Below are 15,302 nucleotides of genomic sequence, written 5' to 3' on the forward strand. Positions count from 1 at the left end.
CTGTCGCCCGCGCCACCGCATCGTCTACCGTCGGCGCACACCCTCGAAGGAGCCACGGATGACCCGTTACGTGCAGCCGGTGCCCACCGCCGACGACCCGTACACCGGGGATCCGCTGCTGCGGTCCTGGCTGGAGCGGCAGCTCGGCCCGGCCGGGCACGCGGCCGCCAAGGGCCGGCTGGCCGACCTGGCCGCCGAGGTCGCCGGGCCGCTGCGCGCCGCGCACGCCGACGCCGAGGCGCAGCCGCCGACCCTGGTCCGCTATGACCCGTGGGGTGCCCGCGTCGACCGGATCGACACCTCCGCCGGCTGGCAGGCCCAGCGGGCCGCCGCCGCCCGGCACGCGGTCGTCGCGCTGCCCTACCTGGAGTCCGCGCGCGGCACCTGGGGGGCCGCCGCCCGGGTCGTCCAGCACGCCCTGCTGCACCTGTACGCCCCGGAGTCGGCCACCTTCTCCTGCCCGGTCGCGATGGCCGACGGCGCCGCCGCGCTGCTCAGCCTCCCCGAGGTCGACGTCGAGGTCCGCGACGCCTGGCTGCCCCGGCTGATCTCCACCGACCCGGACACCGCGATCGTCAGCGGCCAGTGGATGACCGAGTCGCAGGGCGGCTCCGACCTGTCCCGCTCCAGCACCCTCGGCCGGCCCGCCGCCGACGGCTCCTGGCGGCTGACCGGGGAGAAGTGGTTCTGCTCCGCCGCCGACGCGCCGATGGCGGTGGCCCTGGCCCGGCCGGATGGCGCGGGCCGGGGCAGCCGGGTGCTCACGCCGTTCCTGGTGCCCCGGTACGCCGCCGACTCGCCCCTGACCGGGGCGACCGTCGCGCCGGACGCTCCCGCCCCCGGGGTCACCGTGCGCCGGCTCAAGGACAAGCTCGGCACCCGGGCCCTGCCCACCGCCGAGATCGGGCTGCACGACGCGTACGCGCTGCCGCTGGGTGACCCGGCCGTGCCCGGGCTGGTGCGGGCGATGACCCTGGTCGTGGTGACCCGGGTGCACAACGCCTCCGCCGCCGCCTCCGGCATGCGCCGCGGCCTGGCCTACGCCCGGGCGTACGCGCAGGCGCGGCAGGTCGCCGGCGGCCGGCTCGCCGACTCGCCCCTGCACCGGGGCACCCTCGGCACCCTCGCGGTCGACGCGGCCGGCGCGTTCGTCCTGGCCGGGCACGCCTTCGCGCTGCTGGGCCGGGTGGAGGTGGGCGCCGACCCGGAGGCCGCCGCCGAGCTGCGGGTGGTGGCGCCGCTGGCCAAGCTGGCCACCGGCCGGCTCGCCGTCTCCTCCGCCAGCGAATACGTCGAGGCCTTCGGCGGCGCCGGGTACGTCGAGGACACCGGGGTGCCCCGGCTGCTGCGCGACGCCCAGGTGCTGCCGATCTGGGAGGGCACCACCAACGTGCTCGCCCTGGACGTGCTGCGCGCGGTGACCCGCGAGGACGCCGGTGGGCCGCTGCTGCGCCGGCTGACCGCCGCGGTCGACCTGGCCCGCCCGCTCTCCCCCGCGCTCGCCGACATCCTCGCAGCCGCCACCGACGAGCTGCGCGACGGTCTCGCCGAGGTCACCGCCGACCCGACCGGGGACGACGTGGTGGCTGGCGCGCGCGGGCTGGCGTTGCGGATGGCGTACGCGCTGACCACCGCGCTGCTGGTGGAGCACGCGGCGTGGGGCGACGAGCAGGCCGAGGCGGCCGCCCGGCTGTGGGCGCGGCGCTGGCTGCGGCACGAGGACATCGCCGCCGACGCGCACCGGCAGCTGGAACTGCTCTGCTGAAACCCGACTGACGTACCTGCCACAAGGTGTCAGGTACCGGCGGCAGACTGGCCTGCATGACAGTGACCGCCGACCTCGCCATGGTCAACCTCGACAGCTCGGACCCGGTCGCCCACGCCGGGTTCTACTCCCGCGTCCTGGGCTGGGAGATCACCCACAGCCAGACCGAATACGCCATGATCAGCAAGGACGGGGTCTCCGTCGGGTTCGGGCTGGTGCCCGGCTACACGCCGCCAGCCTGGCCCGACGAGACCGCCGGCAAGCGCTACCACCTCGACCTCTACGTCGACGACCTCACCGTGGCGGAGAAGGAGTTCGTGGCCGCCGGCGCGGCGAAGCCGGAGTTCCAGCCCGGCGGCGAGCGCTGGGTGGTGCTGATCGACCCGATCGGCCAGCCGTTCTGCATCTGCCCCCGCCCGCAGGGCTGAGCCACCACCGGCTCGTCGGGCGGGACCCGCCCGACGAGCCGGTGGCCGGCCCGTCAGCGGAAGGCGTCGACGCTGCCCAGCGCCCAGTCGGCGAAGGGGCGCGCCGGGCGACCGAGGACCCGCTCGACGTCGGGGCTCACCCGCTGCTCGGCCGGCGAGGGCATGCCCAGGATGCCGAGGGTGGCCTCGACGACGGGCTCGGGCATGAAGCGCAGCAGCTGCGCCCGAGCCTGCGCCGCGCTCTGCTCGGCGAAGCGCACCGGCTCGCCCAGCGCCTGCCCGATCGCCGCCGCCTGCTGCCGCGGCGAGATCGGCTCCGGCCCGGTCAGCTCGTACGTCGCACGGGCGTGGCCGGGCTCCCGCAGCGCGACGGCGGCGACCGCCGCGATGTCGGCCGGGTCGACGGTCGGCAACGCGACGTCGCCGAAGGGCGCGGCGACCAGCCGCTGCGCCCGGACCGTCCCGGCCCACTGCAGCGCGTTGGAGTGGAACCCGCCGGGGCGCAGCACCGTCCAGTCCAGACCGGACCCGGTCACCGCCTCCTCCAGGCCGGCGGGGTGCCGCCCGGTCGCGACGCCCTGCGAGGAGAGGAGGACCACCCGCCGTACGCCGGCGTCCCGTGCGACTCCAAGGATGGCGGCCGGGTCGGCGCCGCCGGTCAGCAGATCACCGGTCAGCAGCAGGAACAGCGCCTGCGCGCCGTCGAGCGCCGCCTTCAGACCGGCCGGGTCGGCCAGGTCGGCCGCCGCCGGGCGTACCTGCGGTGGCAGGTCCGCCGCCGACACCTGCCGTGACACGGCCGTCACCCGCTCACCGGCCGCCGCCAGCGCCCGCACCAGCGGCCGCCCCACGTTCCCGGTCGCTCCCGTCACCACGATCATGACAACTCCTCCCCGTTCGTTGTGGACGGAGAGGACGCTACCTTCCTGCTTATAGTAGGTACCTAGAGGAAAGTAACGGCAGAGGGAGCGATTGTGACCGGCACCACCATCCCGGCGTCCCGAGTGGACGTCGACCCGGAGCAGGCCTGCCCGATCGCCCCGGTGGTCGACATCGTGTTCAGCCGCTGGACCACGCCGATCCTCTGGGCGCTGCACGAGTACGGCCGGCAGCGCTTCGTCGAGCTGGAACGCCGCCTGGTCACCATCACCCCGAAGGTGCTCACCCAGCGGCTGCGGCAACTGGAACGCGACGGCCTCGTCGTGCGCACCTACCACGCCGAGGTCCCGCCCCGCGTGGAGTACGAGATCAGCGACCTGGGGCGCAGCCTCGCACCCCTGTTCGCCACGCTCGCCGAATGGTCCACCGCCAACCTCGACCAGGTCGACCGGGCCCGAGAGGACTACGACGCCCGCGAGCGGACCCGCACCCGGCGCTGATCGGCGAGGACCGGGACAGGGGGCCCCGATTAGGCGACCCAGTGCGGTCGTCGGGAGGCGGCCGAGAGCGGGAGGCCACCGGCGAGGGCGGCGGCCATCCGGTGTATCGCCTCGCGCAGGGTGTCCGGAGGGGTCGTGTACGGGATGCGAAGGCGTTGTTCGAAGATCCCCGGGTCGGTCGCGAAGTAGGCGCCGCCCTCGATCCGCACCCCGTTCTCCAGCGCTCGCTCGGCCAGCGCCGAAGCGACGGGCTCGCCCAGGTCGACCCAGAGCGACAGGCCGCCGGGCGGCACTCGCCAGGTCCACTGTGGGATCTGCTCGGCCAGGGCCGCGGCCAGGGCGGCGCGCTGCTGGCGCAGCTGTTCCAGACGGGCCGGCAGCAGCTCCCCGGTCCGGGCCAGCAGGGCGAGGGCCAGGAGCTGGTCCAGGACCGAGCCGCCCATGTCGGTGGCGACTCGCTGGCCGGCGAGCTCGGTGACCAGCCGCGCGGGGGCGCGCAGCCAGCCGATGCGCAGACCGCCCCAGTGGGTCTTGCTCATCGACCCGACGGTGATGACCTGGCCGGCGCCACCGGGCGGGGCGTGGGAGGCGAACGGTGGCGGGGCGGGCACGTCGAGGGCGAGGTCGGCCAGGGTCTCGTCGACGACCAGCCAGGTGCCGGAGCGTTGCGCGGCGCGCAGGACGCGGCCGCGCTCCTGCTCGGGCATGAGGCAGCCGGCCGGGTTGTGGAAGTCGGGGATCAGATAGGCCAGCTGGGGCACCACCTGACGCAGAGTCGACTCGACGATCTCGATGTCCCAGCCGGCATCGGTCACGGGGACCGACACGGTGCGCAGCCGAGCGCGGCGCATCGCCTCGAGAGCGTTCGGGTACGACGGATTCTCGACCATCACCCGGTCGCCGGGGCGGCACAGCAGCCCCGTGACAAGCGTGAACGCGTGCTGGGCGCCGGAGGTCACCAGGATCTGTTCGGGCCCGGTGGTCAGGCCCCGCTCGGTGAACCGCTCGGCGATGGCGGCGCGCAGCTCCGGCAGGCCGTAGGGGTGGTAGCCGGGGGTGTGCGCGTGCTCGGCCAGCTGCGGGGTGACCTGGCCGAGGGCGTCGACGAGTGCCTGCTCCGGCAGACCGGATGCCGCTCGGGCCAGGTCGATCGCGCTCTCCTGGGCGTCGAGGAGGCGGGTGACGCCGCGCGGAGGGCGACCCGCGGGCAGGGCCGTCCAGGTGCCGGAGCCCTGGCGGCTGTGCGCGTAGCCGCTCTCGCGCAGCAGGTCGTACACGGCGGTGATGGTGGTCCTGCTGGTGTTCAGGGCGGCGGCGAGTTCCCGTTCGGCGGGGAGTCTGACGTGCAGGGCGATGCGCCCGTCCAGGATCAGCTCGCTGATGCCCTGGGCCAGGTGGCGGTAGGCGGGGCGGGCGCCCACCAGGCCGGGCAGCATCGCGGCGAGCTGCCGGCTGCCGAGGGTGCGGTCCGCGCGGCCCGTCCGCTCCGCGGGCGGGAGGGGGTTCGGGTCAGCCACACCATTCTCCCGGGATTGGCCATGTTATCTGGGCCAATCACTGTACAGAGTTGCCGCAATGGCCTTGACGGCATACGAGCAACCTGTGGAGGCAACGGGCATGCACCTGGAGATCACGGACCGCGAGGTCCCGCCCGCGGATCGCACCGCGACCGCGGAGACGTCCCGAACGAGGCCGTCCCCGCCCACGCTCAGCTACGTGCCTCTCGGTGAGCGCCCGCTGCGACGCCTGCCCCAGCTCTTCGTCGGCCTCGCCCTGTACGGATTCAGCCTCTCGCTCATGGTCCGGGCCTCGCTGGGCGTCAACCCCTGGAGCGTCCTGTACCAGGGGCTGGAGCAGCACAGCTCCCTGAGCTTCGGCACGATCAGCGCCGTCCTGGGAGTTCTCGTGCTGCTGCTCTGGATCCCCCTCCGGCAGCGGCCGACGTTCGGCACCGTCGCCAACATCGTCGTCCTGGCGTACTCATCCGACCTCGGCCTCGCGCTCCTCCCCCCGCACCTCGCGCTCCCCGCCCGGGTCGGTCTGCTCGCCGGAGGTGTCCTCCTCAACGGGGTGTCCGTCGCCGTCTACGTCGGCGCGCGCTGCGGCCCCGGACCCCGGGACGGGCTGATGACCGGCGCGTCCGCCGCGACCGGCCGTTCCATCCGGCTGGTCCGCACCCTGATCGAGATCGCCGTGCTCGCCGCAGGCTGGCTGCTCGGTGGGGGCGTGGGCGTGGGCACCGTGCTGTACGCGCTCGCGGTCGGCCCGACCACCCAGTTCTTCATGCCGTGGTTCGCCTACCGGAGCACTGCCGAACGCGTGCGCCACGCGACACCGACCGAGAAGGCGACTCAGGGCTCGTGAGAAGCGGCGGCGATCAACCGGTTCCCGCGCGCCGGCCCCGCCGCACCCCCTTCCGCGATGCGGAGCCTGCCGGGTGGCGCGTCAGCGCAGCGGGCCGCGGGCGACGGCCGCGCGCATCGCCGCCGGGTCACCGGCTTTGATGAACTCCAGCCACCAGGTCGCCCCGGCCGCCGCCAGCTCGCCCACGTACGCCCGCTCGGCGCGCTCGTCCGGACGGCGCCGGCGGCCGCCGATCGCCACGTCGAACGGCTCCCCGTCGGCGCGGGTCGCCGGCAGCGCGGTCACCAGGTCGTGCACCTCGTCCGGGGTGAGGTCGGACCAGCCGTCGGTGTCGGTCAGCTTGTACGGCACAATCCCGTCGGCGCGGGCGGCGCGCCGCAGCACCGCCTTCGCCTGGGTGCTGCCGCCGACCCAGACCGGCACCCGGGGCGCCTGCACCGGCGCCGGGCGCATCGTCACCCCGTCGGCCCGGTAGTGGGCGCCCCGGTGCGCGACCCGGTCACCGCCGAGCAGCCCGACCAGCAGGTCAAGGCCCTCGTCGAGCATCGCCGCCCGGGTCTTCAGGTCGGTCTGCTCCCCGAACGCCGCCACGCCGCGGTCCTTCGGGTCGCCCACGCCGACCGCGACGGTGGCGCGGCCGGCGGAGAGGTGGTCGAGGGTGAGCACCTCCCGGGCCAGCTTCGCCGGACGTCGGCGCGGCAATGAGGTCACCGTGGTGCCCAGCCGGACGTGGCCGGTGCGCCCGGCGATCGCGGTGAGCAGCAGCCACGGGTCGTACGTGGGCGGGTCATCGCCGTCGTAGTAAATCAGGTAGTCCTCGAAGAACAACCCGTCCCAGCCGGCACGCTCGGCCAGCTCCCCCAGCTCGACCAGAAGGGATGCCGTCACCGACGGGCCGCCGCAGCAGATCTCCAGTCCGTGTCTCATCGTCGCACCGTAGGCCGCGGGTGCGACGGTCACGCCGGGGACATGACCTCGTAGAGGTTGCCGGAGTCGTCGCGGACCATGGCGGAGTGCGCGCTCCCTCCGCCAACGGATTTACCGGATGAGTCAGCCGCGGCGCCGGGCCCGGGCGGCCCAGATGACGTACGCCGGGTCGCGGTCGAGGTTGTGCCGGTCCCGGTCGTACCGGCGGGTGGTGCGGGGGTCGGCGTGACCCATCGCGTCCTGCACGTCCTCCAGCGGCACCCCCTCCGCCCGGGCGGTGGTGGCGAACGCGTGCCGCAGCGAGTGCGGCGACAGCTTCGCCCAGGCCGGGATGCCCGCCGCCTGGGCCAGCCGGCGCACCAGCCGGAACACCGAGTGCCGATCCAGCCGGCCGCCGGTCGCGGTGGCCAGCAGCGGGCCGGTCAGCTCCGGCACCGTCACTCCCTCCGCGGCGGCCCGGGTGGCCAGGTAGGCGTCCACCGCGTACGCGGTCCCGGGAGTCAGCGCGCGGCGGCGGACCTTGCCGCCCTTGCCGACGAAGCGCACGCTGCGGTGCCCCCGCTCGGCACCCAGGTCGGTCAGGTCGAGCGAGATCAGCTCGCCGACCCGGAGCCCCAGGTCGGCCAGGAGGGCGATCGCGGCGCGGTTGCGCGCGGCGGTCGGGCCGCCGTCCGCCTCGGCGGCGGCGAGCAGGGCGTCGACCTCCTCCGGGGTGAGGCCGACCGTGGCGGAGTGGTCCCGGTCGATCCGCGGCCGGTCCGCCCCGGAGACCGGGTTGGCGTCGACGGCGCGCAGCTTGACCAGGAAGTCGTACCAGCTGGACAGGGCGGAGAGCCGGCGCGCCACGGTGGCCGGGGTGAGCGGCCGGCCACTGCGGACCCCGAGCGTGGCCTCCAGCGCCCGACCGTAATCGTTGACGTCGAGGAAGCTCGCCCGCAGCGGGTCCAGGCCCCGCCCGGCGCACCAGGCCAGCCAGCCGGCGATGTCCCGCCGGTACGCGTCACGGGTGTGCTCCGACAGCCGCCGGTTGCGCAGCCAGGCCTCGGTGAAGTCGGTCGGCCCGCCCGGCAGGGCCGGCCGGGCCGACGCGCGGGCCAGCACCGGGGTGTCGGGGCGAAGCATGTGAGAAAGGCTCTCAGCCTTCACGGCGAATGGCGACGAGGCGCGCCCGACGAGAATCCGACAAAGGTCACACCATCCCCTCCGATAGCCGGCCGTCGGCGAGCGATTCCGCCTCCCGGCGTCGACGCCGCGCGGGGCCGGCGTTACGGTCGGCCGGTGCGTGCCAGCCGGCTGGTCTCCCTGCTGCTGCTCCTGCAGACCCGGGGGCGGATGACCGCCCAGGAACTCGCCGGCGCCCTGGAAGTGTCGGTGCGGACCGTCTACCGGGACGTCGAGTCGCTCAGCGCCGCCGGGGTGCCGGTGTACGCCGACCGCGGTCCGGCCGGCGGGTACCGGCTGCTGGAGGGGTACCGGACCCGGTTGACCGGGTTGACCGCGCCGGAGGCCGAGGCGCTCTTCCTGGCCGGCATGCCCGGTCCGGCGGCCGATCTCGGCCTCGGCCCGGTGCTCGCGGCGGCGGAGTTGAAGCTGCTCGCCGCGCTCCCCGACGAACTGGCCGACCGGGGTGGCCGGGCTCGGCAGCGGTTCCACCTGGACGCGCCGGGCTGGTTCCGGAACCCGGAGCCCACCCCGCACCTGACCGCGCTGGCCCGCGCGGTGTGGGAGGACCGGCTGGTCGAGGTCCGTTACCGCCGGTGGAAGACCCCGCGGGAGGTGACCCGGGTGCTCGCCCCGCTGGGCGTGGTGCTCAAGGCCGGCCGCTGGTACCTGGTGGCCCGCTCCGGCGAGCAGGTGCGGACCTACCGGGTCGGCGCGGTCCTCGACCTGGTAGTGCTCGACGAGCGGTTCGACCGGCTGGCCGACTTCGACCTGGCCGGCTTCTGGCGGGAGTGGACCGCCCGGTACGAGCGCGGCGTCTACCGCGACGAGGCCCGGGTGCGGATGACGGTGGCCGCGCTGGAGTTCATGTCGTACGTCTCCCCGCCGGAGATGAGCCGGGCCGCCCGGGCCGCCGCCGGTGCGCCCGACGAGTCCGGCTGGCTGGAGACCACCGTGCCGATCGAGTCGGTCAGGCACGGGCACGTGGAGCTGCTCAAGCTGGGCGCCGAGGTGGAGGTGCTCGCCCCGGCGGAGCTGCGGGAGCGGTTCACCGCCACCGCGCACGCGCTCGCCGGGCTGTACCCACTGCCCGCCGAGGCGGCGGGGACGTCCGGCGCGGACGCCCCCGCCGGCCCGGTGGTCAGGCGTTGATCTGCTTGCGGGCGTTCGCCGGCGCGGTGATGCTGATCCGCCGCGGCTTGGCGCGCTCCGCGATCGGGATGCGCAGGGTCAGCACCCCGTTCTCGTAGCCCGCCTCCAGCTTGTCGGTGTCGAGGGTGTCGCCGAGGAACAGTTGCCGGGTGAAGGTGCCCATCGGCCGCTCGGCGGCGACCAGTTCGACGTTGTCACCGGCGGGACGACGCCGCTCGGCGCGGACGGTCAGCACGTTGCGCTCGACCGTGCAGTCGATGCTGTCCGGGTCGACGCCGGGCAGGTCGAAGGCGGCGTAGAACCAGTCGCCGTCGCGGTAGGCGTCGAGGTGCATGGCCGCCGGCCGGGCGGTGGTGCCGAAGAACTGCTCGGCGAGCCGGTCGATCTCACGGAACGGGTCGGTACGCATCAGCATGGTCGTGCCTCCTCGGGTCTCCTGGCCGAAGGTGTCAAGTTGAGTCATCGCGACTCAAGTCCTCGGTTTCTTATTTAGCGCGTCGGGTCGGCGTCGTCAACTCCGGCCGGAGCGCCTTCTCGAACCAGTGCTCGGCGTACCTGTCGTCGTTGTAGGCGGGGATCTCCGCGTAGTTGCGGCGCGTAGAGGGCACGGGCCTCGACCAGGTCGGACCGGGTGTCCAGCCGGATCCGATCCGCACCCGCGGCGCGGGCCCGCTGCTCGACCGCGGCCAGCGGGGCGGCCCCGCCGCCGCGCCCGCGGAAGGACGTCCGCACGTACACCCGGGTCAGCTCGGCCCAGCCGGGCCGCCACCGCAGGCCCGCGCAGCCGGCCAGCTCCCCGTCGTGGCGGGCGAGCAGGAGCAGCCCGGTCGGCGGCGCCAGATGGTCGCTCGGCGACTCGGCCAGGGCCGCATCCACCTCGCCGGGCAGGTCGGGGCGCCCGTGGTAGCGGCGGACCAGCTCCGTCAGGTACTCGCGCAGCAGGAAGATCGCGTCGGGCTCGTCGGGATGGGTGAGACTCGTCGTCCAGGTTGTCACCGCCCGATCGTCGCCGGACGGTCAACGGCTTTTCCGTCCCGGCCACCATGGTCGGGGTCGGCGGCTGGCGGTCAGCCGACAGGCCCCTCGGCGACCATGAGGACGCGGCGCAGCAGGTCCGACAGCAGCCGGCGCTCGTCCGGCGCCAGCGCGCCGAGCAGCCGGTGCTCCTCGCCGCCCACGACGTCCATCGCGCGCAGCCAGGCGGCCCGGCCGGCGTCGGTGAGCTCCACGTCGACCCGGCGCCGGTCGACGGCGGAGGGGATCCGGCGGACGAAGTCCCGCCGCAGCAGCCCGTCCACCCGGGCGGTGATCGAGGCGGGGGCCATGCCGAGGTCGGCGGCGATCTCCGACGGCGCGGCCCGGCCGCCGCGCCCGGCCAGGGCGTGCAGGGTGCCGAACTCCTTCTCCTGCAGGTCGAGGTCCGCCAGCGCCTGGTCCTTGACGGCGCGCAGGTGCCGGGTGAGGAACTGCATCCGGGTGACCGCACCCTCGACGTCCGGGTCCAGGTCGGGCAGCACGGGCAGCCAGCGCCGCACGTGCAGGTCTACGCGGTCGGTCACCGCGCCAGCATACGTCGACACCGAAATATTCGTTGACGAAATATTCGATGTCGAAGTAACTTGCGGAGGTGACCCATCCACTCCGGCTCCGCTCCTTCCGGCTGCTCTTCCTCGGCCGCACCGTCTCCGCCGTCGGCGACGCGGTCGTGCCCACCGCGCTGGCCCTCGCCGTGCTCCGCGCCACCGGCTCCACCACCGCGCTGGCCCTCGTCCTGGGCTGCGCGATGCTCCCCCGGCTGCTCCTGCTGCCCCTCGGCGGCGTGGTGGCCGACCGGTTCAACGCCCGCCGCGTCGCCATCGGCACCGACCTGGCGCGCTGCGCCGCCCAACTGGTCGTCGGCGCCGAACTGCTCGGCGGCACCCCGTCGCTCACCCACATCGCGGTGGCCGCCGCGCTCGGCGGCGTCGCCTCCGCCTTCGCCATGCCCACCGCCTCACCGCTGGTCGCCGGCACCGTCGAGCCCGACGGCCGGCAACGCGCCAACGCGCTGATGGGCGTCACCGCCAACGCCAGCCGACTGCTCGGCCCCGCCCTGGCCGGGTTGCTGATCTGGACCGCCGGCCCCGGCTGGGCGTTCGTGCTGGACGCCCTCTCCTTCGCCCTCAGCGCCCTGCTGCTGTCGGTCATCCGGGTCCGCCACGTCCCCGTACCCCGCCGCTCCATCCGGACCGACCTCGCGCTCGGCTGGCGGGAAGTCCGCTCCCGCGACTGGTTCTGGAGCAGCCTGCTCGCCCACGGCGTCTGGAACGGCGCCGCCGCGGTGCTGCTCACCCTGGGGCCGGTGGTCGCGGTGCAGCGCCTTGGCGGGGAAGGCGTCTGGGTGCTGCTCCAGCAGGCCGGCGCCGTCGGCATGCTCGCCGGATCGCTGCTGGCCGCCCGGGCCCGACCCCGCCGACCGGTGCTGGTGGCCAACCTCGGCCTCGCCACCTACGCGGCGCCGCTGCTCCTGCTGGCCGTCGCCGCGCCCGCCGGCGCGGTCATCGCCGCCTACTGCCTCGCGCTGACCGCGCTGGGCTTCCTCAACCCGGTCTGGGAGACCGTGGTGCAAGGCCAGTTCCCGGCGCAGGTGCTGGCCCGGGTCACCTCGTACGACTGGCTGGTGTCGCTCGGCGCCATGCCGCTCGGCTACGCCCTCGCCCCGCTGGCGTCCCGGGCCTGGGGCGCGCCGGTGCCGCTCGCCGTCGCCGGGGCGCTGGTCGCCCTCGCCTGCGCCGGCACCGCCGCCGTCCCCGCGGTACGCCGGCTGGGCTGGCCGGTCAGCGCCCCGCCGGTCCCGGCGGAGCAGGTCCCGGCGGGGCGCTGACCGTCAGAGGGCGTGCCCGGTGGTGGCGTCCACGTGGTCGGGGACCGGCTCGTGCCGGTCCCCGACACTGGACGTGCCGGGGCTCGAACATCAGGATCGACGCGCCCCGCGCGCTGGACGGCCTGTGCTCGACCCCGCGCGGCACCACGAACACCGCGCCGGGCGGCAGCACCACCTCCCGCTCGTCCGCCCCGTCGCGCAGCGCGATGCGCAGCTCCCCGTCGAGCACCAGGAAGAACTCGTCGGTGTGGTCGTGGGTGTGCCAGACATGCTCGCCGGCCACCTTGGCGATCCGAACGTCGTAGTCGTTGACCTTCGTGACGATGCGCGGGCTCCACAGCTGGTCGAAGCCCGCCAGGGCGGCGGCCAGCTCGATCGGCTCATCTCTCATGCCGCCATCGTCGCCCACCGGCGTCGTTCACAGGGGACGGTGCATCACGTGCAGGCCCACCCGACCCAGGGTGGGATGCGCGAAGGCCTCCGGCACCGTGCCGATCACCGTAAACCCGAGCTGCCGGTACAGCCGCACCGCCGCCTCGTTCGCGTCCACCACCGCGTTGAACTGCATCGCCGCGTACCCCTGCCGGCGGGCCCAGTCCAGCGCGTACTTACAGAGGGCCCGGCCGACGCCGCGGCCGCGGGCGGCGGCGGCCACCATGAAACTGGCGGTGGCGACGTGCGAACCCGGGCCGGGTCGGTTCGGCCCCATCTTGGCGGTGCCGAGGATCTTGCCATCCTCCTCCGCCACCACGGTATGGCCGGGCGCCGCCTCGACCCAGACGTCGTGGCAGATCTCGGACGTCCAGGTCGGGTCGTACGGGAAAGTCTCCCCGGCGGTGATGACGTCCTCGACGATCGGCCAGACCTGCTCCCAGTCGGCCTCGGTGAAATCCCGGATACGCATGCCAGGAACGCTAGCCGGACGGCCCGATCGGCGGCGACCGGGAATCCGGCCCGCGTGCCCGAACCGTGACCGCCGGCTGGCCTCGCGGGTACCCGGCCGGAGCCCGGCCGTGACCGGCGTGCGGACCTGCGCGGACCTGGTCGACGAGCTGGCCGGGCTGCTCGCGGAGGTGGCCGCGCCCACCCCCTGGCTGCTGGTCGGGCACTCCTTCGGCGGCCTGGTCGCGCGGCTCCTCGCCGCGCGGCAGCCGCGCGCCGTCGCTGGTCTGGTGCTGGTCGACGCCGTGGTCGAGTACCGGGAGACGGTGTACGAGCCGGTGCTCCCCGCCCACCTGCGCGCCGCCAACCGCGCCTACCTGACCGACCCGGCGCGCAACGCCGAACGGATCGACAAGCCCGTCAGCTACCGGCAGGTCGCCGCGCATCCGCTCCCCCGCGGGGTGTCGGCCAGCGTCATCACCCGGGGCAGGCCCGACGCGGCCGGGCCGGACTGGCCGGCGCTGGACATCCTGCGGATCGACCAGCGGATGCAACGCGACCTCGTCCGCCGCCACGGCGTCCGGCACCGGATCGCCGCCCGCAGCGGCCACGACGTCCACCACGACGAGCCCGACGTCGTGCTGGCAGAGATCATGACGATGCTGGAGAGGACACGGGGTTGAGCGACACCAGGACCAGGCTGCTGGCCGACCTGCGGCGGATCGAGGACGAGGGGTACCAGCTGCGCCCGGGCGAACGACCGGCGGAGTTCGTGGCGCCGATGCTGGCCAACCTCGGGGACGCCGCGCCGGAGCTGCGCGACGAGCTGATCTACCCGACCTTCCACGCGTTCATCGACGGCGACCGGCTCACGGAGGCCGAGCTGCGGGCCCTGCTCGACACGCTGATCGACGACGCGCACCTCTTCCACGGCATCGGCGCCGCCGGCGACCCGAGCGTCTTCACCCGCACGTTCTCGATGCTGGCGATTGCGCTGGTCGTCCGCCGGCACCGGCGGCGGCCGTTCCTCACCGCCGACGGGTACGCCCGGGTACGGGACGCCCTGCTGCGCTACCACCGCAAGGAGCGGGACCTGCGCGGGCTGGTCGCCGAGGGCGGCTGGGCGCACGCCGCAGCGCTCGGCGCGGACGCCCTGGCGGAGCTGGTGCGCTGCCCGGAGAGCGACCCGGCGACCCGGTGGGCCGTCCTCGACGCCCTGCGCGGCATGCTGCACAACGGCACGACGATCTTCCCCGACGAGGACGACGAGCGGATGGCCACCGTCGTGGACGTGGTGATCGAGGACGGGCTCCTGCCGGAGCGGGAGATCGCCGACTGGCTGGGTCGGCTGGCCGACTGCGCCGACCAGCCGCGCAGCCGGGCGCAGGTGGTGGCCCGGGTCAACACGAAGAACTTCCTGCGCAGCCTGCACTTTCGACGCCCCCGCACCGGGCCGCTCGGCCAGGCGATCGGGGCCGCCGAGGCCAGGGTGAGCAGGTTCAGATCACACTGACGTGGCGCCGGGCGGACGGCGATCCATACTTGTCGCCATGCTCTGGGGCGTCAGCGGTCCACTCTTCCTCCTCGACTACGTGGCGGCGGTCGCCGGGGCGCTGGCCGTCGCTCTGTCGATCAGATCGCTGACCGGCTGGCGTACCCGGGGGGAGCCGCTGACCACCGTCGAGCTGGCGTACCTCACCGACCGGGCCGGGCTGGCCTGTCAGGTCGGCATGGGGGCGCTGCGCCGGGCCGGCGCGGTACGCCGGGGCGAGCTGTCGACGCTGTCGGTCGAGGGTCCGCCCCCGGCCGGGTCGGCCCCGCTGGTCCGGGCCCTGCACGCCGCCCTGCGCCGACCGCAGACCTGGGCGGCCGTACTCGCCGACCCCGCCGTGGGCCGGGCCCTGCGGCGGCTGGTCGGCCGGCTGGTCCGCGACGGTTGGCTGCTGACCCCGGCGCAGCGCCGCCGCATCGCGATCGGCACCCTGCCGCTGTTCGCCGTGGCCGCGGTCGGGGTGACCCGGCTGGTCGACAGCGCGGTCGAGGGCCGCAACGCCGGTGGCCCCGCGTCGGTCGCCGGCCTCCTGCTGTGCTGCCTGGCCACGGCGCTGACCGGCTGGTGGCTCTGCGAGGTGCCCGAGACCGGGGCGGCCGCCCGGCGGCTGCTGCGCCGGCAGCGCCGCGTCCACGCCGAGCTGAACCCGGAGCGCCGGCCGGCGTGGAGCGAGCGCGGCACCGACGAGCTGCTGACCGGAATGGCCCTGTTCGGGCCGCGCCCGCTGCTGGCGGTCGACCCCCGGTTCGCCGAGCTGGTCGGCGTCGACGCCGAGCTCACCCGGCCGGCCGCCCCGGCTCCCGCCCGGCGCCGCTGACGGGGTGGCAGG

At 74.9% G+C, this 15,302-nt stretch carries 18 protein-coding genes; 9 read left to right on the top strand and 9 right to left on the bottom strand.

Annotated features, from left to right (window positions below; translation table 11 throughout):
- Positions 1 to 58: 58 nt before the first annotated feature.
- Both EV384_RS21850 and EV384_RS21855 read left to right on the top strand, forming a co-directional pair.
- The gene (locus EV384_RS21850; protein ID WP_130336123.1) at positions 59 to 1,765 is read left to right on the top strand and encodes an acyl-CoA dehydrogenase family protein; all 1,707 of its coding nucleotides are present in this window, start codon (positions 59 to 61) and stop codon (positions 1,763 to 1,765) included.
- Between the two features lie 56 nt (positions 1,766 to 1,821).
- Positions 1,822 to 2,193 (top strand): VOC family protein, encoded by a 372-nt coding sequence (locus EV384_RS21855; RefSeq protein WP_130336125.1) that lies wholly within the window; start codon positions 1,822 to 1,824, stop codon positions 2,191 to 2,193.
- A 53-nt stretch (positions 2,194 to 2,246) separates the two neighbouring features.
- Here EV384_RS21855 and EV384_RS21860 read toward each other — a convergent pair whose 3' ends face one another.
- On the bottom strand, positions 2,247 to 3,074 hold the full coding sequence (locus tag EV384_RS21860) for an NAD(P)H-binding protein (RefSeq protein WP_130336127.1): 828 nt from the start codon (positions 3,072 to 3,074) through the stop codon (positions 2,247 to 2,249).
- 93 nt (positions 3,075 to 3,167) lie between these two features.
- On the opposite strand from EV384_RS21860, the gene EV384_RS21865 reads away from it, so the two are divergent.
- Positions 3,168 to 3,572 carry a winged helix-turn-helix transcriptional regulator gene (locus tag EV384_RS21865; RefSeq protein WP_242624199.1) on the top strand — a complete coding sequence of 135 codons (405 nt, stop codon included), beginning with the start codon at positions 3,168 to 3,170 and terminating at the stop codon, positions 3,570 to 3,572.
- Between the two features lie 29 nt (positions 3,573 to 3,601).
- Here EV384_RS21865 and yczR read toward each other — a convergent pair whose 3' ends face one another.
- Positions 3,602 to 5,089: a MocR-like transcription factor YczR gene (gene yczR, locus EV384_RS21870; protein WP_207232400.1), complete on the bottom strand. Its 1,488-nt coding sequence runs from the start codon at positions 5,087 to 5,089 to the stop codon at positions 3,602 to 3,604.
- 199 nt (positions 5,090 to 5,288) lie between these two features.
- Here yczR and yczE point away from each other — a divergent pair, with 199 nt between their 5' ends.
- The gene (yczE, locus tag EV384_RS21875; protein ID WP_130336129.1) at positions 5,289 to 5,936 is read left to right on the top strand and encodes a membrane protein YczE; all 648 of its coding nucleotides are present in this window, start codon (positions 5,289 to 5,291) and stop codon (positions 5,934 to 5,936) included.
- Positions 5,937 to 6,017: 81 nt separating this feature from the next.
- Here yczE and EV384_RS21880 read toward each other — a convergent pair whose 3' ends face one another.
- Positions 6,018 to 6,863: an LLM class flavin-dependent oxidoreductase gene (locus EV384_RS21880; protein ID WP_130336131.1), complete on the bottom strand. Its 846-nt coding sequence runs from the start codon at positions 6,861 to 6,863 to the stop codon at positions 6,018 to 6,020.
- 123 nt (positions 6,864 to 6,986) lie between these two features.
- Positions 6,987 to 7,985 (bottom strand): tyrosine-type recombinase/integrase, encoded by a 999-nt coding sequence (locus tag EV384_RS21885; protein WP_130336133.1) that lies wholly within the window; start codon positions 7,983 to 7,985, stop codon positions 6,987 to 6,989.
- Positions 7,986 to 8,141: 156 nt separating this feature from the next.
- Between EV384_RS21885 and EV384_RS21890 the strand changes: the two genes are divergently transcribed.
- A complete protein-coding gene (locus EV384_RS21890; RefSeq protein WP_130336135.1) occupies positions 8,142 to 9,176 on the top strand; it encodes a helix-turn-helix transcriptional regulator in 1,035 nt (344 codons plus the stop codon).
- Here EV384_RS21890 and EV384_RS21895 read toward each other — a convergent pair.
- The 3 genes from EV384_RS21895 to EV384_RS21905 form a co-directional block, all read right to left on the bottom strand.
- Complete coding sequence (locus EV384_RS21895) at positions 9,166 to 9,591, bottom strand: Hsp20/alpha crystallin family protein (protein WP_130340730.1); 426 nt, start codon at positions 9,589 to 9,591, stop codon at positions 9,166 to 9,168. The two genes, EV384_RS21890 and EV384_RS21895, sit on opposite strands and share 11 nt — an antisense overlap.
- A 74-nt stretch (positions 9,592 to 9,665) precedes the next feature.
- A complete protein-coding gene (locus EV384_RS21900) occupies positions 9,666 to 10,172 on the bottom strand; it encodes a GNAT family N-acetyltransferase (protein ID WP_242624200.1) in 507 nt (168 codons plus the stop codon).
- Between the two features lie 71 nt (positions 10,173 to 10,243).
- A complete protein-coding gene (locus tag EV384_RS21905) occupies positions 10,244 to 10,735 on the bottom strand; it encodes a MarR family winged helix-turn-helix transcriptional regulator (RefSeq protein WP_207232401.1) in 492 nt (163 codons plus the stop codon).
- Positions 10,736 to 10,803: 68 nt separating this feature from the next.
- On the opposite strand from EV384_RS21905, the gene EV384_RS21910 reads away from it, so the two are divergent.
- Positions 10,804 to 12,039, top strand: coding sequence for an MFS transporter (locus EV384_RS21910; RefSeq protein ID WP_130336137.1), 1,236 nt, complete (start codon positions 10,804 to 10,806; stop codon positions 12,037 to 12,039).
- Here the strand turns inward: EV384_RS21910 and EV384_RS21915 are convergent.
- Both EV384_RS21915 and EV384_RS21920 read right to left on the bottom strand, forming a co-directional pair.
- A complete protein-coding gene (locus EV384_RS21915) occupies positions 11,993 to 12,430 on the bottom strand; it encodes a cupin domain-containing protein (protein WP_242624201.1) in 438 nt (145 codons plus the stop codon). The two genes, EV384_RS21910 and EV384_RS21915, sit on opposite strands and share 47 nt — an antisense overlap.
- A 27-nt stretch (positions 12,431 to 12,457) precedes the next feature.
- Positions 12,458 to 12,943, bottom strand: a complete 486-nt coding sequence (locus EV384_RS21920) for a GNAT family N-acetyltransferase (RefSeq protein ID WP_130336139.1) — start codon at positions 12,941 to 12,943, stop codon at positions 12,458 to 12,460.
- Positions 12,944 to 13,052: 109 nt separating this feature from the next.
- Between EV384_RS21920 and EV384_RS36180 the strand changes: the two genes are divergently transcribed.
- From EV384_RS36180 to EV384_RS21930, 3 genes are read left to right on the top strand one after another with little or no spacing between them, the layout of a single operon-like run.
- Positions 13,053 to 13,604: an alpha/beta fold hydrolase gene (locus EV384_RS36180; RefSeq protein ID WP_242624202.1), complete on the top strand. Its 552-nt coding sequence runs from the start codon at positions 13,053 to 13,055 to the stop codon at positions 13,602 to 13,604.
- Positions 13,601 to 14,434 carry a DUF2785 domain-containing protein gene (locus tag EV384_RS36185; protein ID WP_242624203.1) on the top strand — a complete coding sequence of 278 codons (834 nt, stop codon included), beginning with the start codon at positions 13,601 to 13,603 and terminating at the stop codon, positions 14,432 to 14,434. Before EV384_RS36180 ends, EV384_RS36185 begins: the two co-directional genes overlap by 4 nt.
- A 37-nt stretch (positions 14,435 to 14,471) precedes the next feature.
- Entirely contained in the window at positions 14,472 to 15,290 is an 819-nt protein-coding gene (locus tag EV384_RS21930) for a TIGR04222 domain-containing membrane protein (protein WP_130336141.1), read from the top strand.
- Positions 15,291 to 15,302 lie beyond the last annotated feature (12 nt).

The organism is Micromonospora kangleipakensis (genome assembly GCF_004217615.1).
Classification (GTDB): Bacteria; Actinomycetota; Actinomycetes; order Mycobacteriales; family Micromonosporaceae; genus Micromonospora; species Micromonospora kangleipakensis.